The organism is Rhodospirillales bacterium (genome assembly GCA_023898785.1).
Lineage (GTDB): Bacteria > Pseudomonadota > Alphaproteobacteria > Micavibrionales > Micavibrionaceae > TMED27.
Map to the genome: position 1 here is coordinate 714,840 of CP060239.1, position 22,170 is coordinate 737,009.

Consider the following 22,170-nt stretch of genomic DNA (forward strand, 5'->3'; position numbering starts at 1 on the left):
AGCCGGAATCTGTTTCCTTCGCATTTCCATCTAATCATTTAAACTTAAACAAAAATTTTGCACCGCTGGCTCAGTGGTGTATAACCCTGTGTGCGCGACACTCAAAATATACAAGAAAGACCTTGAAGAGATTATGAGCGAAACGAAAAACAAAGACAGTGATGACCAAAAGAAAGAAGGCGGAAAGAAAACCTTGAGCCTTGGCGGAACTTTGAGCCTAAAGGGCGGTGCGCCGACCCCAAGACCAGGTATCGCACCAGGAACCGTTGCCGTTGAAGTACGCCGTAAAAGAACGACGGCACCAACCTCTGCACCGCAGGACAATACCCCGCAAAGTGATGCTCATCTTTCAGACGCAGAACGTGAGGCGCGGGCGAAAGCGCTTGAGAAGGCGCTGGCCGATGGTGGCAAGACGAAAAGCTCTTTACCGAAACGACGCACTACAATTGAAGACAAGAAGAAAGAAGAAGCTGCCAATAAAGAGCAGGCCGAAAAATCAGCGCGTGAAAAAGAGCTGGAAGAGCTTGAGCGCATAGAAGCTGAAGAATCCAAAAAAGCCGCAGATGCTCAAGCTAATGCTCCGACGATCCCTCTCAACCCCGATGACCCAAGCACGGCACGAAGAGCGAAATTTGGTGAGGATTCTACATCGGAAAATTATCGCGACAAACTTAAAAAGGCTGCGCCTAAAGCTCCGTCCAAAACTGCTGAAGATAGACGCGGAGGCCGCCTGACTGTAACTCAGGCCTTAAATCGTGACTTTGACCGTGACCGCGGGATGTCGATGGCTGCGCAGCGCCGGGCGCGTGAAAAAGCCCGCATGGCGGCGAAGGGGCCGAAGGAGCCTGCACAGAAGGTTTTTCGTGAAGTGGTTGTGCCTGAAGTTATTACTGTGGGCGAACTCGCTAACAGAATGACGGAACCAACGGGAGAGGTTGTCAAAACACTTATGAAACTCGGCGTGATGGCAACTGTAACACAGAGTATTGATGCGGACACGGCCGAGTTGGTTATTGGTGAGTTCGGCCATACAATCAAGCGCGTAACCGAGGCTGATGTTGAAGAAGGCCTAAGCGGTGTTGAGGACAAGCCGGAAAATCTTAAAACGCGACCACCGGTTGTGACCATTATGGGCCATGTCGACCATGGAAAGACCTCGCTGCTGGATGCAATGCGTCAAACCAATGTTGTTTCCGGTGAGGCTGGCGGGATTACCCAGCATATTGGTGCTTATCAGGTCCATATGGAGTCTGGTGAAAAGATTACATTCCTTGATACACCTGGACACGCGGCTTTTACAGAAATGCGCGCACGCGGCGCCAATGTTACGGATATTTGCGTGATTGTAGTTTCTGCCGAAGACAGCGTGATGCCGCAAACAATTGAAGCAATTAACCATGCCAAGGCGGCGAAGGTGCCGATTATTATTGCGGTGAATAAAATTGACCTGCCTGCGGCTGATCCGATGAAGGTGAAGACCGAATTGTTGCAGCATGAAGTGGTTGTCGAAGACCTGAGCGGGGATGTGCAATGTGTAGAGGTCTCTGCCAAGCAGAAAACCAATCTGGATAAGCTGGAAGAAGCGATCTTGCTGCAAGCTGAAGTGCTGGAACTTAAAGCCAACCCGAATCGCGAAGCACAGGGTGTAGTTATAGAATCCAAGCTGGAAAAAGGCCGTGGACCAGTTGTGACTGTGCTTGTGCAAAACGGAACACTGCATATTGGCGATGTCTTTGTTGCGGGTGCAGAATTTGGCAAAGTGCGGGCGTTGATCAATGATCAGGGTAAAAATGTTGACGAGGCCATTCCGGGACAGCCGGTTGAGGTTCTCGGTCTGAATGGTGTGCCTGATTCCGGTGATCTGGTAAGTGTAACGCCTGATGAAGGTAAAGCACGTGAAATCAGCGAGTATCGCCAGCGCAAGCGCCGTGAGATGCAAGCTGTTGCCGCTGTCAAAGGGCGTACAACGATTGATGATCTACTAGCTGCACGTGAAGCTGGTGAAAAAACCGCCCTGCCCGTCATTGTTAAGGGGGATGTGCATGGCTCTGTCGAAGCGATTTTGGGGTCCTTCGATAAAATGGTTGCAGAGAACGACGATATTGAGGTGCAGGCGCTGCATACCGGCGTTGGCGGGATTACCGAGAGCGATGTGAAGCTGGCGCGGGCATCTGGCGGAATGATTATCGGCTTTAACGTGCGGGCCAATGTGCAGGCGCGGGATCTAGCTCAGCGCGAGGGCGTGGATATTCGCTATTACAATGTGATTTACGATGTGATCGACGATGCCAAGGCGATCCTGTCAGGTATGCTGTCACCGTCACAACGCGAAGAATACATCGGCAATGCCACAATCCTGCAGGTGTTTAATGTCACCAAGGTCGGAAAAGTGGCTGGATGTATGGTGGATATGGGCATCGTTAAGCGCGGGGCGGGCGTCCGTCTGCTGCGCGATGATGTGGTGATCCATGAAGGCAAGCTAAAAACCCTCCAGCGCTTTAAGGACGAGGTCAAAGAGGTTAAAGAAGGCACTGAATGCGGGATGGCGTTCGAAAATTACGACGACATCAAGGCGGGCGATGTTATCGAATGCTTTGAAATCATTGAAGAAGCCCGTACGGTTCAATAGTCGGTCAATATAGCTATGAGTTCGCATCACACACATAAAGGGCCGTCGCAACGGCAATTACGCGTTGGAGAACAGTTGCGCCATATTATTGCCGAGACGATGAGCCGCGGACATTTTCATCATGAGGCCTTGCTGGATGCGGGGCGGGTAAGCGTGACCGAAGTGCGAGTAACGCCGGATTTGAAGAACGCAAAAGCCTATGTGATGTCTTTAGGTGGTGCAGATATGGATATTATTCTGCCCGCCCTAAATGAAGAAGCTCATGTTTTTCAAAAAGAAATTGGACGACAGCAAAATATGAAATTCACGCCCAAGATACGTTTTGTTAGAGACGAAAGCTTTGATGAAGCACAGCGCATTGATGATCTGCTGCGCGGCGTGCATCTTCCCGAGGAATAAATCATGGGGCGGCGGAAAAAAGGCGATAAGATTGACGGGTGGGTCAATCTCGACAAGCCCCTGGGGTTGACTTCCACGCAAGCGATGGCCAAGGTGAGGCGAATTCTCAATGCGCAAAAGGCCGGGCATGCCGGAACGCTCGACCCGTCGGCTACCGGGATTTTGCCGATTGCGCTGGGTGAGGCTACCAAGACCATTCCTTTTGCGCAGGACCGTCTAAAAATCTATGAATTTACCATCACATGGGGGGAACAGCGCGACACGGATGACTCAGAAGGTGAAACGATAGCAACTTCAGATGTGCGCCCTGCCCCTGCGGATATTGAGGCTTTGCTCTGTGAATTTATGGGTGAAATTGAGCAAATTCCGCCGCGGTTTTCTGCCATAAAGATTGACGGGCAGCGGGCCTATGATCTGGCGAGGGGCGGGGAAGACGTTGAGCTCAAGCCCCGTAAGGTCTTTATTGAGAGCCTTGAGTTGCTTGATGCGCGAGCGGATGACGCCGATTTCGTGATGACATGCGGAAAAGGCACCTATGTACGCTCGCTGGCGCGTGATATGGCCGAAAAGCTGGGCACGTACGGCTATGTTTCGGCACTGCGGCGCTTGAAAGTCGGCCCTTTTAGCGAGAAAAATGCGATTTCCCTTGAAAAGTTAGAAGAAATGGGGGATAAAGCGCGCGAAGCTTTGCTTCCTCTTGAGACCGTGCTGGACGACATCCCGGCTCTGGCCATTAAAGAGGGCGAAATGGCGAAGTTTCGTAACGGACAGTCTGTGTCCTTTGTCGCCAGACCTGATTTTGAACGATTGAAACAAATCGGGCTGGAAAACGACCATATAGCGATTGCGATGTTTCAAGAACGTCCGATTGCTATGGTTGAGCGTCAGGGACCCAATATACAGCCGGTTCGCGTTTTCAACATTTAACGAAGGAGAAGACGATGTCGATTAGTGCCAATATTGCCGAGAAAAAAGCAAAAACCATTGAAGAATATGCCACGAAAAAAGGTGACACAGGCTCACCTGAAGTTCAGGTTGCTATTCTGACTACCCGTATTAACGAGCTGTCTGAACATATGCAGCAGCACAAAAAAGACTTCCACAGCCGCCACGGTCTGCTGGCCATGGTCGCCAAGCGCCGTAAGTTGTTGGATTACCTGAAAGGTAAGAACGAAGCGCGGTATCAGGATTTGATTAAACGCCTGGGTATCCGTCGCTAAAACACGGATATATAGATTTGAAAGAGCGCTTTTCGTGCGGAAAGCGCTTTTTTCTTGCATTCTGTAAGGCGGTAGGTGTACGTTATGGCAAATTTGGAGGGTATCATGAATACACCACCTTTAGTTAAAGTTTTTGCCCTGTATTCTACTCTAACGTTTTTGGATGGATGCAGCACCCCTAGACAACCAAATGGCGGGCCGCTTATTTTTGGACCAATTCCCGTTCAGCCGACTATACAATCCTGGATTCATGGAAATGATGAACCTAAAGATGACTGCGAACGGGATGTGGTAGTGCAAGCGCAAGGGTGGCTTGATAAATATGGCCAGGAGATGGATGAAAACATCACATTCTACAGCCCACTGGACGAGATCAAAAGTGTTTGGGACGCTAAGAAATTTTTATCCGATCTTGAGATTTATCTTGCGCCGGTAAACGCGACTATGGCTTCACGAAAGCCTTCAGATTATGCGGATGTGCGCGAACTTAACCGCAGGATTCACTATAATAATCGATTCGAACCTGCGCGCGTTATTCAAAAAGCTTTGGGCGCGAAAGGCCCTTCATTCGAGCATTTCAATTGCCGCTGGTAAACTTTAAGCCACCTCTTTTTCACTGAGAAAATAACGGGCTTTGATCTCGCCGTTATCCAGTTCGAAAACCAAAGGCTGGCCGGTTGGAATTTCGGCATTGTTGATGCTATCGGGCGTTTCGACGCCGAGAATGATCAGCATGGCGCGCAAAGAATTACCATGGGCGGCAATAAGGATGTTTTTTCCGTCATCGAGCAGCGGCTTGATATTGGCCTCATAGTACGGGCGAACACGGTTTTCGACCACATCTTGCAGACATTCGCCGCCCGGCGGACGCGTGTCATATGAACGACGCCAGATATGGACCTGTTCATCGCCGTATTTGGCGCGGGTTTCGTCCTTATTTAGCCCGGTGAGATCGCCGTAATCACGTTCGCGCAGATCATCATGAAAAGTCATGGTGTCGATTAAATCGCTCTGCCCGGCTGCTTCCAAGGCCAGCTTGGCTGTGCGGTTGGCGCGGGTCAGCGTGCTGGTAAACACCTGATCGAAGGTAATGCCGGCCTGCTTGATCTGTTCGCCGGCCTGGCGGGCTTCTTCGATGCCTTTGCCGGACAAATCTACATCGTGAAATCCGGTGAATTTGTTTTCAAGGTTCCATTGTGATTGGCCATGGCGGAGAAGGACGAGTGTATTGGACATTTTTATTGACTTTCTTTGGGGGTAAATAAAATCAAAAATCCATAATTCAGGATTCAATATAAAAAGTAAAAAGGCTGCCAAAGGTATTGCCAAAATCAGTATAATGATCGAAAGAAACACCTCTAATATAAACACGGCTTGCCTTTTATCTTTGACTTTCAGAGCGGATCATGCCACTCTCACGCGCAATTGAAAAGGGGGAAGCGTGAGGTTGACCGTTAAGTGCAAACGTTTGCATTTTACAGTCCACCCCACAAATTCCCAAAATTTTAAACATCAATGAAACCGTAACGCCGGAGATGCGTTTGCGGTTATATGAAAGGTAAAATACATGTTTAAAGTCTATCGCAAAGAAATTGATTTTGCAGGAAAAATACTCACTCTGGAAACAGGAAAAATCGCCCGTCAAGCCGATGGCAGCGTACTTGCCACCATTGGCGAAACATCCGTTTTATGCTGCGTAACGGCAGCCAAAAGCGTAAAAGAAGGGCAGGACTTCTTCCCGCTTTCCGTTCACTATCAGGAAAAAACATATGCCGCCGGTAAAATTCCGGGCGGCTTTTTCAAACGTGAGGCGCGCCCTAGCGAAAAAGAAACGCTAACATCACGCTTAATCGACCGTCCGATTCGTCCGCTGTTCCCTAAAGGCTTCCTCAACGAGGTGCAGGTTGTGGCGACGGTGATTTCTCACGATCTGGAAAACGATCCAGACATGATTGCCATGGTGGGGTGCTCTGCCGCACTTACACTCTCGGGCATTCCGTTTATGGGACCGATTGGCGGTGCGCGCGTTTGTTATAAAGACGGTGAATATCTGATCAACCCGCCGATGCCTGAGGTTGGCGAGACGGATCTGGATTTGGTTGTTGCCGGTACGGGTGAAGGCGTGTTGATGGTTGAATCCGAAGCGCAGGAGCTTTCCGAAGAGGTGATGCTTGGCGCGGTGAGCGCCGGTCATAAGGCTTATCAGTCTGTGATTAGCGGTATTATTGAGCTGGCGGAAATGGCCGCGAAAGATCCGTGGGATATCGAGGAAACACCGGAAGCGATCAAGAAGTTGGAAGCCGATATTAAAGCCAAGTTTGCGGCGGATGTTGAAAAAGCCTATGGCATTACCGACAAGCTTGAGCGCCAAACGGCTGTTGGCGAAGTCCGCAATGCGGCGATTGAAGCCTTTACGGATGAGGAAAACGGCATTAATGACAAAATCATCACCGCCAAGTTCAAATCTCTGGAAGCCGATGTTGTGCGCGGCTCGATCCTAAAAACAGGCAAGCGTATTGATGAGCGCGACACAAAGGCTGTGCGCCCGATTGTTGCGGAAGTTGGCGTTTTGCCGCGTACGCACGGCTCTGCTCTGTTTACGCGCGGAGAAACGCAAGCTTTGGTTGTTTCCACTCTTGGAACCGGTCAGGACGAGCAAATCATGGACACGTTGGAAGGTGAATATCGCGAGCGTTTCTTGCTGCATTATAACTTCCCGCCATATTCCGTTGGTGAGGCCGGCCGTATGGGGCCTCCAGGCCGACGTGAAATCGGTCATGGGAAACTGGCATGGCGCGCTATACATCCCCTGCTTCCGTCTGCTGAGGATTTTCCTTACACGATGCGCAGCGTATCCGAGATTACTGAAAGTAATGGTTCGTCCTCTATGGCAACTGTTTGCGGAACGTCTTTAGCACTTATGGATGCGGGCATACCGTTGAAGGCTCCTGTCGCGGGGATTGCGATGGGATTGATTAAAGAAGGCGATGAGTTTGCAGTTCTGTCTGACATCCTTGGTGATGAAGATCACTTAGGTGATATGGACTTCAAAGTCGCTGGAACCGAGAACGGGATTACCGCTTTGCAGATGGACATCAAGATTACGTCTATCACCGAGGAAATCATGACGATTGCCCTGGCGCAGGCGAAAGATGGCCGTATCCATATTCTGGGTGAAATGGCGAAAGCGTTGGCCGAAGCACGCGCCGAGCTGAACGAGCATGCACCGCAGATTGTATCGCTGAAAATCCCAGTTGATAAAATCCGCGATGTGATCGGCACAGGCGGTAAGGTCATTCGTGAAATCACTGAAACCACGGGCGTTAAAATGGATGTGGAAGATGACGGCACGATCAAAGTTGCTGCTGCTAATCAGGAATCCATTGATGCGGCTGTGAAGTGGATCAAAGACCTAACGGACGAGCCGGAAGTGGGCGAAGTCTATACCGGCAAAGTCGTAAAAACCGTTGATTTCGGGGCCTTTGTAAACTTTATGGGCGCGAAGGATGGTCTGGTTCATATCTCTGAATTGCAGGATGCCCGCACCGCTAACACCACCGATGTAGTGAATGAAGGTGACGAGGTCAAGGTTCTGCTCATGGGCATTGATGATCGCGGCAAGATCAAGCTTTCCATGAAACGCGTTGATCAGGAGACTGGCGAGAAAATCGAGAAAGAAGATGCCGCTTAATCACTGAGGACACGTCACCTGCGAGCGGAGCGAAGCAATCCATCTACAGGAGTTGGATTGCCGCGTCAGGGCTTCGGCCTTCCTCGCAATGACAATGATGAGGATCTATGCCCCTAAAACTCCCAAAAATTATTGGTCACCGCGGGTGCGCGGCCTATGCGCCGGAAAACACGATTGAAGGCATTCATACGGCGGCGGATATGGGCGTGGAATGGGTTGAGCTGGATGTGAAGCTGACCAAGGATCAGGTGCCGATTATCTTCCATGATGAAACGCTGGAACGCACGACGGATAGCAGCGGGAATATCCGTGATTTGACCCTGCAGGAAGTTAAGGAACTGGATGCTGGAAGCTGGTTTTCCGATGGTTTTTTTGGTGTGAGCGTGCCGACTCTGGAAGAGGCTGTCGATGCGTTGATTGAACGGGATTTGGGACTGAATTTAGAGATCAAGCCCTGCCCCGGGCGTGAAAAAGAAACGGCGGAAGTGGCGCTCGATGTCCTTTCCGGCATTTGGGATGACCATGATAGGTTGTTGATTTCGTCATTCCAGCATGTGAGCATGGAAACTGCGCTGGATATGGCTGCGGACTGGTATCGCGGGTTTTTGTTGCCTGAGGCGTGGCCGGAAAACTGGCGGGAGCTGGCCGAATATTTGCAGGTTTCGACCGTACATTTGAACGGTAACACCTGCACCCGTGAACAAGTTGATATGGCAATGGAATTGGAAAAGCCGGTGCTAGCCTATACGATCAACGACACGGACCGGGCGCGATTCCTGCAAAGCTGGGGCGTGGACGGTTTTTTCTCCGACGCGCCTGATGTCCTGCAGGACGGGCTTTTTAGCGTGCATTAGGCTTTTTTGCCATTGTGAGCACAGCGAAGCAATCCATTTTCACAATAGAGTAGATTGCTTCGTCGCTTTGCTCCTCGCAATGACGTTAAAGTTGATCCAACTGATCGTGCGGGGCCATGCCCATGGCGTTGAAGCCGCAATCAACATAGTGGGTTTCACCGGTGACAGCGCTCGACAGGTCTGAGAGCAAATACAGGGCGGTTCCTCCCAGTTCATCGAGTTCTACGGGTCTTCGCAAGGGCGCTGCGGCGTTGCAATATTTGAAGGTTTTGCGGGAGCCGCCAATGACAGCGCCCGCCAATGTGCGCATCGGCCCGGCGCTGATCGCATTGACGCGGATGTTTTCAGGGCCGAGATCGGCCGCCAGATAGCGGGTTGAGGCTTCCAACGCGGCTTTGGCCACGCCCATAACGTTATAATTCGGCATGACTTTTTCCGCACCGTAATAGGTGAGTGTCACTGCGCTGCCGCCATCGCTCATCAAATCCCTGGCCCGGCGCATGACAGAGGTGAAAGAATAGCAGGAGATATGCATGGTTTTCAGAAAGTTATCCAGCGAGGTATCCACATAGCGGCCCTGCAGCTCATTCTTATCAGAATAGGCGATGGCGTGGACAAGAAAGTCGAGCCTGCCCCATTTATCCGCAAGTGTGGAAAAAACTTCATCGAGGTTATCCTCACTAGTTACGTCGCAATCGATCAGGATATCGGAACCAATGCTTTCAGCGAGTGGTTTCACGCGCTTGCCAAAGGCTTCGCCTTGATAGGTAAAAGCCATTTCCGCGCCCGCTTCGTGCAAGGCCTTGGCCATGCCCCAGGCGATGGAGTGATCATTGGCCACGCCCATGATGAGCCCTTTTTTGCCTTTCATGAATTCTGAATGCATTGCGCCCTACCCTTTGTACTTACTGATGGCGAGGGTGCAGTTGGTGCCGCCGAAGCCAAAGCTGTTGGAAATTATTGTTTCGTGCTGGACGTTATCGACGCGCGCGCGGGCGATGGGGAGTCCGGCGGCGCCTTCGTCAAGATTTTCGATGTTGATGGACGGGGCAACGAAATTATGTTTCATCATCAGTAGCGAATAGACTGCTTCCTGTACGCCGGTACCGCCCAGAGAGTGGCCGGTCATCGATTTTGTGGCGCTGATATGCGGCATGGCTTGATCGAGCGGTTCGAAAACTTCTTTGATCGCATTGATTTCGGTGATATCACCCACAGGCGTCGAGGTGCCGTGCGTATTGATATAGGTCACTGGCGTTTTGATGGTGGACAGCGCCTGGCGCATGCAGCGCACCGCCCCTTCCCCGCTCGGCGCGACCATGTCGGCGCCGTCGGATGTTGCGCCATAGCCGGTGATTTCGCCATAGATTTTTGCCCCGCGCGCTTTGGCATGTTCGAGTTCTTCGAGCACCACAATCCCGCCCCCGCCGGCGATGACAAAGCCGTCACGGTCAACGTCATAGGCACGGGCGGCCTTTTCCGGTGTGTCGTTATATTTGGAACTCATCGCGCCCATTGCGTCGAACAAAACAGAAAGTGTCCAATCAAGCTCTTCGCCACCACCGGCGAACATGATGTCCTGCTTGCCCCACTGGATTTGTTCGGCGGCATTGCCGATGCAATGTGCGGAGGTACTACAGGCCGAGGAAATGGAGTAATTCACACCCTTGATCTTAAAATTTGTGGCCGCAGTGGCAGACGTCGTCGAGCACATGGCTTTAGGCACGGCGAACGGACCGACGCGCTTAGGGCCTTTTTCGCGCGTTACATCGGCAGCGAGCACCTGAGCGCGGGTTGACGGGCCGCCAGAGCCGACAATAATGCCAGTGCGTTCGTTTGAGATGAGGTCTTCGCCAAGCCCTGCATCGTCGATGGCTTGTTCCATTGAGAGATGTACATAGCCAGCCGCATCGCCCATAAAGCGCCAAAGGCGTTTATCGATATTTGCCGCCAGATCAATGTCCGGTTTGCCGTGAACCTGTGAACGGAAGCCCATTTCAGCGTATTCCGGCGCGGCGATGATACCCGATTTACCCGCTTTTAAGCTCTCAAGCACTTCGTCCTGATTATTGCCGATGCAGGAGATAATCCCTATGCCTGTAATAACAACGCGTCTCATGGTTTTTAGCTCTTAGTTTGTAGTTTATAGCTTCTCATGTTTAGTTCGTCAAAATTCTAAAAACTACAAACTAAACACTAAAAATTTACCCTTTGGAATTATCGAACAGGCCGACTTTCATGTCTTTGGCCTCGTAAATGACTTGTCCGTCGGCTTCGAGTTTGCCATCAGCAACGCCCAGAACCAGCTTACGGTTTATGACGCGTTTGAAATTGACGATATAGCGCACGAGTTTTGTGCTCGGCAAAACCTGATCGGTGAATTTCAACTCCCCTATTCCCAGCGCGCGGCCTGACCCTTCTGCGCCGGTCCAGCCGAGGAAAAAGCCAGTGAGTTGCCAGAGCGCGTCAAGACCCAGACAGCCTGGCATAACAGGATCGCCTTTGAAGTGGCATGCAAAGAACCACAGGTCGGGCTTAATATCAAATTCCGCAGCGATATGGCCTTTCCCATATTCACCACCATCTTCAGAGACGTGCGTGATGCGGTCAAACATCAACATGGGCGGCAGCGGCAGTTGCGCATTACCGGGACCAAATAATTCACCCTCACCGCATTTGATGATTTCTTCGTAGCTGTAGCTGGATTGCTGGTGCCCTGCGTGGAGATTGGAAGTCATGAATCACCCATCTGGTTTGTGAAAACTGCACTTGATTTATAGGGAGATTCAGGGCGCTACGCAAGCCCTGTCAGACATCTATCGGTGGATAGAATACGGCAGTTAAAGAGAAACGATTTCGTATTCCATGCAAACCGATTTATAAGTCTCGGTCATCGCCGCCATAGCCAGAGGTTTGGCGATTGCCGGTTCCATTTCAGGCACTTCGCCGCCTGCGGCCACGGCAAGCATACGCCCGGCAGCTTTGGCGCAAGATACCGACTGGTCGTATTGACAGTTCATGTTGATGGCATTGAAGAAGCTCTGGCAATATGGCTCGATGCCGAAGATCAGATCAAGGGGCGCATTGACCGGCACGTCATTTGCCGCAAGGCCGAACCGCCAATCTGTACCCGCAGGTACGCCGAGACGTACAGCTTCTTGTGTCATGACAAAAACGACATGATCGAGATTATCGGGCAAGTTACAGCCCCGGAAGATCATGCAGGCATCGGTGTTGAGGGAGAGTGCGAGGCGGCGCCCGGCAACAGCGCTCAACGATGCGATGCAGTCACCCAGCCCCCAGCCCTCGGAGGCGACTTTGCGGTCAATGACGACATCACATAATTCCTGAGCGGCAAGCTCAAAACCCATAGCTTTATGAGCGCATTCGATTAACAGACGCAGGCTTTCAGCCCGCGGCAAGCCTTCGGCTTCCCAGCTTATGAGAATATTGTGAACGATCACCAGCATCAGCTTGTGAAATTCAAAAGCACAATCCAGCCATTCTTCAAAAAATGCGCGTGCGGCGGCGCGGCCTTTTTCCGTTTCCAAATCGATTATATTTGCAGGCGGCAGGACGCCCTGCCCCAGAGCTCCGGCTGCGGGGCGACAGCCCATCATGCCGGAAAGCTCCTGTAGGCTGGCTTCCATTGCCTTATCAGGCTCGTCAAATACCAAATAGGTTTCCACAAGTACGCCGGCGATATGCTGGATAAGTTTCATACCGTCAGTACCGCGCGATGGATCTGTGGCCATGCGGATCAAACCGGAATATAAACGCGCGCCCATGTCGGGCTTATTGGTTAATGCAAACATACAAAAAACGGGCCTTGGGGTTAAGGCTCACTCGAACTGGGTTTGTGAATAAAACTGTGGATAGATACTGTGGAGGGCGCAGAATCAACTGCATGTAAAAGACTAATCGAATTCTTCGTCTTCGTAAACACCCCAAATGAATTTTTGTGGCAGCCAGCCCTTGTAACCTGCAGCATCAACGTGGCACCAGCCTTCGCCGCATTGCTTAATTTCAACTAAAACCTCTGGCTCAAGATATACATGTATCTTACTTTTATTATTAGGTTTTCTATGGATAGAAACCATTTTATCATTGTGGATAAAACCTGTGCGCCGTCCACTAAGCATGGATTTATGAACCCAGCCTTCATGGCCGTCATAATCTTTCACTTTACGCCAAATGTCGTATTCAAGGATGATTTCAAGCGGGAGACCTTTCTTTTTCAATATCCATTGCACCGGGTATTTCTGCCCTGGACCGGAGCGAACATATACTTCGCCTGAGTGCAAGGATACAAAACGTGGCAACGGCAAATCCGTCGCACGGAAAGCTTTGGAGGGCTCTTGTGCTGCTACAGACAGTGAAAAGATCAAAAGCCAGAGTGTGAGAATTGGAATACGCATATGTATTTTTAGCGCGGCGCACATTAAAAACGCAATGGTCTATTGATGAAAATTATTGCGAATAAGGCACCCCCCGCGCTAAAACTCCTGCCATGAACGATTTACCTGAAATTTCTGTAGCGCCGATGATGGATTGGACGGACCGGCATTGTCGGTATTTTCATCGGCTGATTGCTCCGCATGTTCGACTTTACACTGAGATGATCACAACGGGCGCGCTTTTGCATGGTGATCGCGAGCGTTTCTTGCGTTTTGATGAGAGCGAACATCCGGTAGCACTTCAGCTTGGCGGATCTGAGCCTGAGGATCTGGTACGCTGCGCGGATATAGTTGCTTGCTCAGGTTACGATGAGATCAACCTGAATTGCGGATGTCCTTCTGAACGCGTACAAAAGGGTGCTTTCGGAGCTTGTTTGATGAAGGAGCCGGATCTGGTTTCTGATTGCGTCAGGTCGATGATCCGAGCCGTGGATATTCCCGTTACCGTTAAATGCCGCATTGGCATTGACGAGCAGGATGACTTCGAGTTTCTCGATCGGTTTGTCTGCATGGTGGCCGATGCAGGCTGTCAGACCTTTATCATTCATGCGCGCAAAGCCTGGCTGCAAGGGCTTTCACCAAAGCAAAACCGTGAGGTTCCGTCACTGAATTATGAACGGGTGGCAGCGATTAAAGAGAAAAACCCCGCACTGCGCATCATTTTAAACGGCGGAATTACCGATACGGGAACAATATTGGCGCAGTGTGAAAGGCTTAACGGCGTAATGATTGGCCGCGAAGCTTATTCAAACCCTTATTTTCTAGCCGAGATTGAACAGGAAATCTTTGGTAATGAGCCCCTTTGGAAGCGAGACGACATTGCGAAAAAGATGGCGCATTATGCGCAAGAACAGGCTAATCGCCATGGCACTCCCGTTAAATCAATCACGCGTCATATTCTAGGATTATACCATCATCAGGCCGGGGCAAAAGCCTGGAAACAGGCTTTAAGCACGCTTCCTTATGAAGATGGTGCAGGCCCAGAGGTTATAGAAGCTGCCCTTAAAGCGAAAAATAAAGCCGTAGCGACACAAAGAACTGCATAAGTCATAAAAATTGGTGTACTTTAAAGACTTAAGTATAGGGATTTATTATGGCCGATAGCGGTGATTGGCAGCTTTTAGACACATACGAAACCAAGAAATTTATCAAAGAAGTTTCTGACCCGGCGTTTGGCGGTCTGTTTGATGGCCCGGGTTATGATCTCTGGACCCGCGATTTGCAATTTTTAGACGGGTACGGTCATTATTTGCTGTGCAACAAAGGCACGTTTCCTTATTTTGCCCTGCACTATATCAGCAATGGCGAGGATCATTTCTATCTGGACGGATCGGAACACCCTTTGGAGTTGCTGATTCGGCATGGCTGTTTATGTTTAGATAAAGATAACGTCATGGATTACATAGGGTTTCATAGCGATGTAACGTTTTACCCTTATCGCAAAGTAAAGTTCATCATAGATCCATCGAAAACGCCCTATTCCGGGGCCAGTGCGATGGGACATCATTTCAAGACCTTGAAACATCATGCAAAATTTGACCTTCATGAAAGTGCAGAGGATGCCTGTTTTTACGTGCATATGCCGCTGTTATATAACGGAGAGACCGTTGGCGGGTACGTACAGGTGATGAAAAGCGGTCAAATCAATATCCTGGAGCCAGTTAAAATCCCGCTTATGGATGGCAAGCGTGAGCATGCACCGCTGGATTACGATCATTTGCATGAAAAAGACCTTTTAGCACAAAATCTGGATATTTTAATGCAATCTGAGGAAGGAAAACGTCTTTGGGAAACGATCAAGAGCTATAATGGTGAGCTTAAATTTGTTTCCGGTGTAGGAAGTAATGGGCTGGCCATTGCCTCACGCAGCACGGGTTACATCGTTGCGCCGGAAAATATCGAGACGTGCAGTCCTTACCAAATCATTACAATGATTGGTGTTTTACGGGAAATGGAACTGATGCTTATGGGGAAGAAGCGGCCAGATCCCCATGGCGAGCTGCATGAGGTTCTTGAGCAGCATTTGATCATAAATTTGGAGATTTTGTTAGAAATATGTATAATTGGAGATGAATTGGCCTCCGCCGGACACGAAGATATTTTGCGTAAATTTAAAGAGTCTGGATTTGGCGATTTTTACAGCGGCTATAAGAATGAAGTCTCCGGTGAAGACCTTGTCCGGATTGCCGCGAGAATTTTTGAACTGAAAGTGATAGAAGAATGAGCACAACATTAGGTTTAGCCAGCCAAGCCGCCTCAAAAGGCGCGTCGAGTTCGTTTAGCTCGGGCTTTATGAGCATGCCGCCCACGCAGTTTACAGGACATGATCATGGATATATTCGACTGGGGCATATTCCACATGAATCTTTTGGCCTTAAACGCAACCGCTACCGTCCGATTATGACTTTTGGCAACCCGGCGGATTTTGTCGGCGGGCCGCGCAATGCCGGGGATAGTGCAACGCTGCAACATTCTCAAGGCGGCGGATCGTTTGCGACTGCAACACGGCAAACCTAAGCCTCTTTGCCCTCTTCTTTCCGTTCAACCTGAAAACTTTCGCCACAACCGCAGCGGCCGGTTTCGTTAGGATTTTGAAAATCGAAACGACTATTGCCCAGTTCGTCGGCAATGTAGTCTATCGTTGTGCCGATCAGCATCCATGAATAGCTTTTGGAAATATAGATGGTGGCACCATTGCTTTCGATGCGGTCATCGGCTTTGGAACTTTCGTCTGCATATTCCATGGCATACGAGTTTCCCGAACAGCCGGTGGTCTTGACGTTTAGGCGCAAGCCGATTGCATCTTGCGGCGCTTTGCCCATCAGCGTTTTGATTTGAGCGGCAGCGGCGTTTGTGATTTTAATGTTCATTCTGCCCTACATGAACATATTGAGTTGCATCTTGGCAGTTTCAGCCATCATTGCAGGCGTCCATGGCGGGTCCCATATTATTTCGACATCGACTTCACCGACGCCGTCAACGGGCAAAAGCGCACCTTGCACCCAGCCGGGCATTTCCTGAGCTACTGGACAGCCCGGTGAGGTCAGCGTCATTTTAACCTCGACATCGTGAACGCCGCCATTTTTTTCAGCAATTTTAACGGCGTAAATCAGGCCAAGTTCATAGACATTGACTGGAATTTCCGGGTCGTAGATTTCCCTAAGCGCTGCCAGCATAGCGGGCCATAGCGGATGCTCACGTGGGACATCCGCTTCTTGCGGCTCTGCCAGTTCGTCATAAACGTGGGAGCACGGCTCTTTTTCTGTCTTTTTTTGCTGCTGGCTCATACAAATAATTCCTTTACCTTGTACAGACCTTCTAGCAGTTGATCTATATCCTGTCTATTAGAATACAGACCCAAAGAGGCGCGCACTGTGGCATCCAGCCCAAAGCGCTGCATCAGCGGCATACAACAATGGTGCCCGGCACGCACAGCGACGCCGCATTGATCAAGGATCATGCCGATGTCGCTGGGGTGAGCGCAGTCCATCGTGAAGCTGAAGATGCCGGTTTTTTCGGTGTTAAGACCATAGAGCTTGAGGCCGTCTATTTCACTGAGCCGTTCATGGCCGTAATCGCGCAGCGCCGCTTCATGCATGATAATATGTTCGTACCCTACTCTTTGCACGTAATCGATGGCCGCGCCAAGACCGATGACCTCGACAATGGCGGGTGTACCGGCTTCAAAGCGATATGGCGGTTCCTTGAAGGTTGTGCCGTCAAAGCTGACACGTTCGATCATATCACCGCCGCCCTGATATGGCGGCACAGTTTCGAGCACATCATAGCGCCCGTACAGGACGCCAACGCCGGTAGGGCCGTAGAGCTTATGCCCGGTGAAGACATAGAAGTCCGCACCGAGAGTTTTGACATCAATTTTCTGGTGGACGATACCTTGGGAGCCATCAATCAAGACTTTAATTTCTGGATTAAACTTCTTCGATAACGTTATGATTTTATTTATAGGATTTATAATACCAAAAGCGTTGGAAATCTGAACGATGGAGACGAGCCGCGTCTTTTCGCTCAAGAGCGTTTCAAATGCATCAAGGTCAAGCGCGCCATCGTCACGAACGGGAATAACTTTAATCGTGAAGCCAATTTCTTTTTGCAGGAGTTGCCAGGGCACAATATTGGCGTGATGCTCCATCTCGGTGAGAATAATCTCATCACCCTGTTTCATGTGCGTACGCCCCCATGTTTGAGCAACAAGATTGATGCTTTCGGTCGCATTGCGGGTAAAAACAATCTCTTTTTCGGATTTAGCGCCAATAAAGCGGGCGATTTTTGCGCGTACGGCCTCAAAATCGGCAGTTAAATCCTGAGAAATGCGATAAAGGCCGCGATGAATGTTTGAGTAGCCGGTTTCAAGCACCTTATTCATCGCATTGATAACGCTTTGCGGTTTTTGAGCGCTGGCCGCGGTATCGAGGAACGCCAAGGGCTTGCCGTTCATTTGCGTGGCCAAAACAGGAAAGTCATCGCGGTAATTACGAGACACGTTCATATTTTTAGCGCTGTGTGCAGCCATGTTTGCGTTACTTCCAAAATTTCGCTGCGGATTTTCTTATCCACAATTTTATCCACAACCTCATCCACAAAGGCTTGAATGATTAAAAACCGCCCCTGAGCTTCGTTTAAGCCCCGTTGACGCAGATAAAAGAGCGGTTCTTCATCGAGTTGTCCTGTGGTGGCACCATGTGAACATTTTACATCGTCGGCATAAATTTCAAGCTCCGGTTTGGTATCCATTTCAGCCTCGGGTGAGAGCAGAAGCGCGTTGGAGAGCTGGTAACCATCGGTTTTCTGAGCGATTTGGTGTACGTGTACCTTGCCCTGAAACACGCCATGGGCTTTATCATCGAGCAAAGAGCGGTAAAACTGGTTGGAGCGTCCATTGGGGGCTTGATGCTCGATCAGAATGGTGGTGTCGCCGTGCTGCTCACCGTTCAGCAGGTTTACGCCGTTGAAGGACACTTCGGCATTCTCTCCTTCAATAATGGCGTGGATTTCATGACGAGAGAGTTTGGCACCGCTATTCAGGGCAAAGCCGTTATAGACCGCGTCACGGGCGGCTTTGAGGCTGACCATATTGGTATTGACCGCCTTGGGAGCGTCGTTTTGGATGCGAATGTGATGAAGAATAGCGCCCTGCCCTAGCTCAATTTCTGTGACCATGTTTTTCCAATAGGCGCCTTCGCCATTGTGCCGTTCAATCATGGTCGCCTGCGCACCGTCTTCGAGCACAATCTTCAAGCGTGGTTGTGTGTGCTGGTTTTCGAAAGCTGTGAACAGAATGTCCTCAGGCTGTTCACAGATCTGTCCACGGTTTTTGTGGATAACTATGTTCTGCGGTTTATCGGCCAGCACGAGATTAGCCGGAAGCGTACGGCCCAGATTGGTGTACTTCCACGTTTCGTCTTTAGGAGTTGGCAGATTTTTTAATTCTAAAAAATTCATCGTTTCTTCTATTCAATGAAAAATGACAACGTCACGATTATAGGGAGAACATTTGCTGGTACTAATAAAAAGGGCAACATTTTCCTGGAGGGGTCACTCCACATTTTTTTCAAACAGAATAAATCTGCGGCTGCTAATAATAAACATATGAGCCAGATAAAGAATACGGCTCCTATATCCACTTCCACTGTCGCCATCAATGCTAAAAACATTACGATCGCAATGATGATTACATTGAGAAAAACCAGCAGGCTTACGCAAATTTTAAAAGCCTTTAACATCACGCTGCCTCATCAAGGAATTCAGCGTAGCCCTTGTCTTCAAGCTCTTTGGCCAATTCTGGTCCGCCGGTTTTAACGATCTTGCCTTTGGCCAACACATGTACGACGTCGGGCTGGATATAATCCAGCAGGCGTTGGTAGTGGGTGATAACCAGAAAACCGCGGTCTGGGCTGCGCATGGCATTCACACCATCGGCGACAACCTTGAGCGCATCAATATCGAGGCCGCTGTCGGTTTCATCGAGAACGCAAAATTTTGGCTCTAGCATCGCCATTTGCAGGACTTCGTTGCGCTTTTTCTCACCGCCGGAAAAGCCTACATTGACAGCGCGTTTCATCATATCATCAGAAATGCCGAGCCTGGCGCAGGTCGATTTGATGCGTTTCAGCATGGCGAGTGCGTCCAATTCATCCTCGCCGCGTTGTTTACGGATGGAATTGATTGCAGTTTTGAGAAAGGAGCTCATATTTACGCCGGGAATTTCAACCGGATATTGGAAAGCAAGGAACAGACCGGCGGCGGCGCGTTCTTCCGGCTTCAGATCCAGAAGGTCCGTTCCGCCCAACTCGACCGTACCACCTGTAACGTCATAATCCTCGCGCCCGGCCAGTACGTATGAGAGCGTGGACTTGCCAGAGCCGTTGGGGCCCATAATCGCGTGAACCTGCCCGGCCTGGACATCGAGCGAAATCCCTTTCAGGATATCGACTGTGCCATCGTCGGTTTCGATAGATGCATGAAGATCTTTGATATGCAGCATTACTTTTCCTTAAGGTTATAACAATAGCAGCGCCAGCCCGAGCACGACGCCGGAGATGCCGTCAAGCCATATCCATTTGCGGACGAATTCTTTTTGCACAAAGGCCTGAATTAAACTGGGACGCATTAACAAAACAAGAGATTTGAGGAACGCCAGATAGCCGATAACCATTAATATGGTTGAAGCCAGTGTTTCCCAATTATTGTAAAAGGCGATAATCGAGAGCGAAATCGGCAAGATCAAAATGCCAGCAACAAGGCTTAAGGCGTCATTGTCGATGAAAAGTGCTGTAAATTCCTCCCAGGGCTTACGCGCAAAGAAACATGAGAACCCTAAAACCAGGTAGAACCCACCGAAAAACAGCAGGAACGGGTCACCGGTGTTAATATAATCTGCAATCATCATTTTTATGCTCCTTATTCAAAAATATGTGCCTTTCAGTGTACACTTATCCAACGCTTCCTTCCAGAGAGATGCCAACGAGTTTTTGCGCCTCGACAGCGAATTCCATGGGCAAGTGCTGCATAACTTCGCGGGCAAAGCCGTTGACGATGAGAGCCAGCGCTTCTTCTTCACTTATTCCGCGCTGCATACAATAAAAGAGCTGATCTTCGGAGATTTTTGAGGTTGTGGCCTCATGCTCTAAATTCGCAGATTTATTGCGGCTTTCGATATAGGGGACCGTATGCGCGCCGCATTGATCGCCAATCAGAAGGCTGTCGCATTGGGTAAAGTTACGCGCACCTTCGGCTTTGGACAAAATCTTAACAAGCCCCCTGTACGTGCTGTTGGAATGGCCGGCGCTGATCCCTTTTGAGACGATGCGACTTTTCGTGTTTTTACCGATATGGATCATTTTAGTGCCGGTGTCGGCTTGCTGGCGGCCATTGGTGATGGCCACGGAATAAAATTCGCCTTGGGAATTATCGCCTTTGAGAATACAGGATGGATATTTCCAGGTAATCGCTGATCCGGTTTCAACCTGTGTCCAGCTTACCTTCGAATTGCGCCCTTCACATAAAGCGCGTTTGGTTACGAAATTGTAGACGCCACCCTGCCCTGTTTTAAAATCACCGGGATACCAGTTTTGTACGGTGGAGTATTTGATTTCGGCATCATCGTGAGCAACCAGCTCGACCACAGCGGCGTGGAGTTGATTCTCGTCACGCATGGGCGCGGTGCACCCTTCCAAATAGGATACGTACGATCCTTTATCCGCGATAATCAGCGTACGTTCAAACTGGCCCGTATTGAGTTCGTTAATGCGGAAATAGGTGGACAGTTCCATCGGGCAGCGTACGCCCGGTGGAATATAGACGAAGGAGCCGTCGGTAAAGACTGCACTGTTGAGGCAGGCATGTTTATTGTCACCGGGCGGAACAACCGAGCCGATATATTTTTTTACGAGTTCAGGGTGTTCCTTGATGGCTTCAGAAATAGAGCAAAAAATGACCCCTGATTCTTTGAGCTTTTCCTTAAAAGTTGTCGCGACGGATACAGAGTCGAACACCACATCAACGGCGACGGGCGTACGATCCTGCACTCCGGCAAGGATTTCCTGCTCCCGCAGGGGAATGCCAAGTTTTTCGTAAGTTTCAAGCAGTTTGGGATCAACGTCATCCAGGCTTTTTGGCCCATCACCTGTGCTTTTGGGCGCGGCGTAGTAATAAGCGTCTTGATAGTCGATGGGTGAAAATTCAACCTTGGCCCACTCCGGCTCAGGCATTTCCAACCACCGGCAATAGGCTTTGAGACGCCACTCCAACATCCATTCAGGCTCGCCCTTTTTTGTTGAAATAAAACGTACAATGTCTTCAGACAGGCCTTTGGGCGCTTTATCCGTTTCAATATCGGTAACAAAACCGGCCTCGTAGCGCCCGGCCATATCCGCGACGGTGGCGATTGTTTTTTCAGAGATGCTCATGGGCACTTATACCTTTTTTCCATTTGAGAACACCCTTTTGGCCGGGCCATCATATCGGCCAATGTTACAGATTCAAGTGCTTTACGCAGCGTACTATGTACATCGTCCCAGCGGCCTTTGACGCTACAATGCTTCTGATAGTTACAAATATCAGTGCTGCCCTCGACGCAGGCGGTGAGTGAAACAGGCCCTTCAATGGCCGCAACGATTTGTGCGACGTCAATTTGCGCAGGCGGCTTTTTGAGTTGATAGCCGCCATTAACACCGCGAATTGATTGCACCAATCCCGCTTTGGCCAGAAGTTTAAGCACTTTTGCGACTGTAGGTTCGGGCAAACGGGTTTGCCCTGCCACCACCACAGCGCTGACTGGCGTTTTTTGCTGTGCGAGTTCTGCAAGAGTGACTACAGCATAATCTGCAAGACGCGATATTTTAATCATTACCCTTAATCCGGACTAGAAATGTACGATTTAAATGTCATGGCTGGCTGCGGA

Annotated in this window: 24 protein-coding genes; 10 read left to right on the plus strand and 14 right to left on the minus strand. The window is 50.0% G+C overall.

Annotated features, from left to right (window positions below; translation table 11 throughout):
- The first annotated feature begins 133 nt into the window (after positions 1 to 133).
- The 5 genes from infB (at position 134) to H6859_03745 (ending at position 4,842) form a co-directional block, all read left to right on the plus strand.
- Positions 134 to 2,629, plus strand: a complete 2,496-nt coding sequence (gene infB / locus H6859_03725; protein USO06308.1) for a translation initiation factor IF-2 — start codon at positions 134 to 136, stop codon at positions 2,627 to 2,629.
- A gap of 15 nt (positions 2,630 to 2,644) precedes the next feature.
- Positions 2,645 to 3,028 carry a 30S ribosome-binding factor RbfA gene (gene rbfA / locus H6859_03730; protein USO06309.1) on the plus strand — a complete coding sequence of 128 codons (384 nt, stop codon included), beginning with the start codon at positions 2,645 to 2,647 and terminating at the stop codon, positions 3,026 to 3,028.
- A 3-nt stretch (positions 3,029 to 3,031) separates the two neighbouring features.
- On the plus strand, positions 3,032 to 3,955 hold the full coding sequence (gene truB / locus H6859_03735) for a tRNA pseudouridine(55) synthase TruB (protein ID USO06310.1): 924 nt from the start codon (positions 3,032 to 3,034) through the stop codon (positions 3,953 to 3,955).
- 14 nt (positions 3,956 to 3,969) lie between these two features.
- Positions 3,970 to 4,248 carry a 30S ribosomal protein S15 gene (gene rpsO, locus H6859_03740; GenBank protein ID USO06311.1) on the plus strand — a complete coding sequence of 93 codons (279 nt, stop codon included), beginning with the start codon at positions 3,970 to 3,972 and terminating at the stop codon, positions 4,246 to 4,248.
- A gap of 105 nt (positions 4,249 to 4,353) precedes the next feature.
- Positions 4,354 to 4,842 (plus strand): hypothetical protein, encoded by a 489-nt coding sequence (locus tag H6859_03745; protein ID USO06312.1) that lies wholly within the window; start codon positions 4,354 to 4,356, stop codon positions 4,840 to 4,842.
- Between the two features lie 3 nt (positions 4,843 to 4,845).
- On the opposite strand, the gene H6859_03750 is transcribed toward H6859_03745, so the two are convergent.
- Positions 4,846 to 5,484: a 2,3-diphosphoglycerate-dependent phosphoglycerate mutase gene (locus tag H6859_03750; GenBank protein USO06313.1), complete on the minus strand. Its 639-nt coding sequence runs from the start codon at positions 5,482 to 5,484 to the stop codon at positions 4,846 to 4,848.
- A gap of 331 nt (positions 5,485 to 5,815) precedes the next feature.
- On the opposite strand from H6859_03750, the gene pnp reads away from it, so the two are divergent.
- Positions 5,816 to 7,939: a polyribonucleotide nucleotidyltransferase gene (gene pnp, locus H6859_03755; GenBank protein USO06314.1), complete on the plus strand. Its 2,124-nt coding sequence runs from the start codon at positions 5,816 to 5,818 to the stop codon at positions 7,937 to 7,939.
- Between the two features lie 107 nt (positions 7,940 to 8,046).
- Positions 8,047 to 8,793 carry a glycerophosphoryl diester phosphodiesterase gene (locus tag H6859_03760; protein USO06315.1) on the plus strand — a complete coding sequence of 249 codons (747 nt, stop codon included), beginning with the start codon at positions 8,047 to 8,049 and terminating at the stop codon, positions 8,791 to 8,793.
- 85 nt (positions 8,794 to 8,878) lie between these two features.
- Here the strand turns inward: H6859_03760 and H6859_03765 are convergent, their stop codons facing one another.
- The 5 genes from H6859_03765 to H6859_03785 all read right to left on the minus strand — a co-directional run bounded on the left by H6859_03765 (position 8,879) and on the right by H6859_03785 (position 13,115).
- On the minus strand, positions 8,879 to 9,664 hold the full coding sequence (locus H6859_03765) for an SDR family oxidoreductase (GenBank protein USO06682.1): 786 nt from the start codon (positions 9,662 to 9,664) through the stop codon (positions 8,879 to 8,881).
- 21 nt (positions 9,665 to 9,685) lie between these two features.
- Positions 9,686 to 10,912, minus strand: coding sequence for a beta-ketoacyl-ACP synthase I (gene fabB, locus H6859_03770; GenBank protein USO06316.1), 1,227 nt, complete (start codon positions 10,910 to 10,912; stop codon positions 9,686 to 9,688).
- Positions 10,913 to 10,997: 85 nt separating this feature from the next.
- Entirely contained in the window at positions 10,998 to 11,531 is a 534-nt protein-coding gene (fabA, locus tag H6859_03775; protein USO06317.1) for a bifunctional 3-hydroxydecanoyl-ACP dehydratase/trans-2-decenoyl-ACP isomerase, read from the minus strand.
- Between the two features lie 102 nt (positions 11,532 to 11,633).
- Positions 11,634 to 12,608 carry a hypothetical protein gene (locus H6859_03780; GenBank protein ID USO06318.1) on the minus strand — a complete coding sequence of 325 codons (975 nt, stop codon included), beginning with the start codon at positions 12,606 to 12,608 and terminating at the stop codon, positions 11,634 to 11,636.
- A gap of 102 nt (positions 12,609 to 12,710) precedes the next feature.
- Entirely contained in the window at positions 12,711 to 13,115 is a 405-nt protein-coding gene (locus H6859_03785; protein ID USO06319.1) for an SH3 domain-containing protein, read from the minus strand.
- A 188-nt stretch (positions 13,116 to 13,303) separates the two neighbouring features.
- On the opposite strand from H6859_03785, the gene dusA reads away from it, so the two are divergent.
- Genes dusA through H6859_03800 form a run of 3 tightly spaced genes read left to right on the plus strand, consistent with a single transcriptional unit; the run spans position 13,304 to position 15,767 of the window.
- On the plus strand, positions 13,304 to 14,296 hold the full coding sequence (gene dusA / locus H6859_03790; GenBank protein USO06320.1) for a tRNA dihydrouridine(20/20a) synthase DusA: 993 nt from the start codon (positions 13,304 to 13,306) through the stop codon (positions 14,294 to 14,296).
- A gap of 47 nt (positions 14,297 to 14,343) precedes the next feature.
- Entirely contained in the window at positions 14,344 to 15,474 is a 1,131-nt protein-coding gene (locus H6859_03795; GenBank protein USO06321.1) for a hypothetical protein, read from the plus strand.
- On the plus strand, positions 15,471 to 15,767 hold the full coding sequence (locus H6859_03800) for a hypothetical protein (protein ID USO06322.1): 297 nt from the start codon (positions 15,471 to 15,473) through the stop codon (positions 15,765 to 15,767). Before H6859_03795 ends, H6859_03800 begins: the two co-directional genes overlap by 4 nt.
- Here H6859_03800 and H6859_03805 read toward each other — a convergent pair.
- The 8 genes from H6859_03805 to H6859_03840 form a co-directional block, all read right to left on the minus strand.
- The gene (locus H6859_03805) at positions 15,764 to 16,120 is read right to left on the minus strand and encodes an iron-sulfur cluster assembly accessory protein (GenBank protein ID USO06323.1); all 357 of its coding nucleotides are present in this window, start codon (positions 16,118 to 16,120) and stop codon (positions 15,764 to 15,766) included. The two genes, H6859_03800 and H6859_03805, sit on opposite strands and share 4 nt — an antisense overlap.
- 6 nt (positions 16,121 to 16,126) lie before the next feature.
- Entirely contained in the window at positions 16,127 to 16,537 is a 411-nt protein-coding gene (locus tag H6859_03810; GenBank protein USO06324.1) for a DUF59 domain-containing protein, read from the minus strand.
- Positions 16,534 to 17,757 (minus strand): cysteine desulfurase, encoded by a 1,224-nt coding sequence (locus H6859_03815; GenBank protein ID USO06683.1) that lies wholly within the window; start codon positions 17,755 to 17,757, stop codon positions 16,534 to 16,536. Before H6859_03815 ends, H6859_03810 begins: the two co-directional genes overlap by 4 nt.
- On the minus strand, positions 17,754 to 18,710 hold the full coding sequence (sufD, locus tag H6859_03820; protein USO06325.1) for a Fe-S cluster assembly protein SufD: 957 nt from the start codon (positions 18,708 to 18,710) through the stop codon (positions 17,754 to 17,756). The genes H6859_03815 and sufD overlap by 4 nt, the downstream gene beginning before the upstream one ends.
- A 280-nt stretch (positions 18,711 to 18,990) precedes the next feature.
- Complete coding sequence (gene sufC / locus H6859_03825; GenBank protein ID USO06326.1) at positions 18,991 to 19,752, minus strand: Fe-S cluster assembly ATPase SufC; 762 nt, start codon at positions 19,750 to 19,752, stop codon at positions 18,991 to 18,993.
- Positions 19,753 to 19,767: 15 nt separating this feature from the next.
- Positions 19,768 to 20,157, minus strand: a complete 390-nt coding sequence (locus H6859_03830; GenBank protein USO06327.1) for a hypothetical protein — start codon at positions 20,155 to 20,157, stop codon at positions 19,768 to 19,770.
- Between the two features lie 43 nt (positions 20,158 to 20,200).
- Positions 20,201 to 21,676, minus strand: coding sequence for a Fe-S cluster assembly protein SufB (gene sufB, locus H6859_03835; protein USO06328.1), 1,476 nt, complete (start codon positions 21,674 to 21,676; stop codon positions 20,201 to 20,203).
- A complete protein-coding gene (locus tag H6859_03840) occupies positions 21,673 to 22,116 on the minus strand; it encodes an SUF system Fe-S cluster assembly regulator (protein ID USO06329.1) in 444 nt (147 codons plus the stop codon). Before H6859_03840 ends, sufB begins: the two co-directional genes overlap by 4 nt.
- Between the last annotated feature and the right edge of the window lie 54 nt (positions 22,117 to 22,170).

Coding starts and splice junctions, on each gene's coding strand:
- infB (USO06308.1), top strand. CDS start 134: ATGAGCGAAACGAAAAACAAAGACAGTGATGACCAAAAGAAAGAAGGC.
- rbfA (USO06309.1), top strand. CDS start 2,645: ATGAGTTCGCATCACACACATAAAGGGCCGTCGCAACGGCAATTACGC.
- truB (USO06310.1), top strand. CDS start 3,032: ATGGGGCGGCGGAAAAAAGGCGATAAGATTGACGGGTGGGTCAATCTC.
- rpsO (USO06311.1), top strand. CDS start 3,970: ATGTCGATTAGTGCCAATATTGCCGAGAAAAAAGCAAAAACCATTGAA.
- H6859_03745 (USO06312.1), top strand. CDS start 4,354: ATGAATACACCACCTTTAGTTAAAGTTTTTGCCCTGTATTCTACTCTA.
- H6859_03750 (USO06313.1), bottom strand. CDS start 5,484: ATGTCCAATACACTCGTCCTTCTCCGCCATGGCCAATCACAATGGAAC.
- pnp (USO06314.1), top strand. CDS start 5,816: ATGTTTAAAGTCTATCGCAAAGAAATTGATTTTGCAGGAAAAATACTC.
- H6859_03760 (USO06315.1), top strand. CDS start 8,047: ATGCCCCTAAAACTCCCAAAAATTATTGGTCACCGCGGGTGCGCGGCC.
- H6859_03765 (USO06682.1), bottom strand. CDS start 9,664: ATGAAAGGCAAAAAAGGGCTCATCATGGGCGTGGCCAATGATCACTCC.
- fabB (USO06316.1), bottom strand. CDS start 10,912: ATGAGACGCGTTGTTATTACAGGCATAGGGATTATCTCCTGCATCGGC.
- fabA (USO06317.1), bottom strand. CDS start 11,531: ATGACTTCCAATCTCCACGCAGGGCACCAGCAATCCAGCTACAGCTAC.
- H6859_03780 (USO06318.1), bottom strand. CDS start 12,608: ATGTTTGCATTAACCAATAAGCCCGACATGGGCGCGCGTTTATATTCC.
- dusA (USO06320.1), top strand. CDS start 13,304: ATGAACGATTTACCTGAAATTTCTGTAGCGCCGATGATGGATTGGACG.
- H6859_03795 (USO06321.1), top strand. CDS start 14,344: ATGGCCGATAGCGGTGATTGGCAGCTTTTAGACACATACGAAACCAAG.
- H6859_03800 (USO06322.1), top strand. CDS start 15,471: ATGAGCACAACATTAGGTTTAGCCAGCCAAGCCGCCTCAAAAGGCGCG.
- H6859_03805 (USO06323.1), bottom strand. CDS start 16,120: ATGAACATTAAAATCACAAACGCCGCTGCCGCTCAAATCAAAACGCTG.
- H6859_03810 (USO06324.1), bottom strand. CDS start 16,537: ATGAGCCAGCAGCAAAAAAAGACAGAAAAAGAGCCGTGCTCCCACGTT.
- H6859_03815 (USO06683.1), bottom strand. CDS start 17,757: ATGAACGTGTCTCGTAATTACCGCGATGACTTTCCTGTTTTGGCCACG.
- sufD (USO06325.1), bottom strand. CDS start 18,710: ATGAATTTTTTAGAATTAAAAAATCTGCCAACTCCTAAAGACGAAACG.
- sufC (USO06326.1), bottom strand. CDS start 19,752: ATGCTGCATATCAAAGATCTTCATGCATCTATCGAAACCGACGATGGC.
- H6859_03830 (USO06327.1), bottom strand. CDS start 20,157: ATGATGATTGCAGATTATATTAACACCGGTGACCCGTTCCTGCTGTTT.
- sufB (USO06328.1), bottom strand. CDS start 21,676: ATGAGCATCTCTGAAAAAACAATCGCCACCGTCGCGGATATGGCCGGG.
- H6859_03840 (USO06329.1), bottom strand. CDS start 22,116: ATGATTAAAATATCGCGTCTTGCAGATTATGCTGTAGTCACTCTTGCA.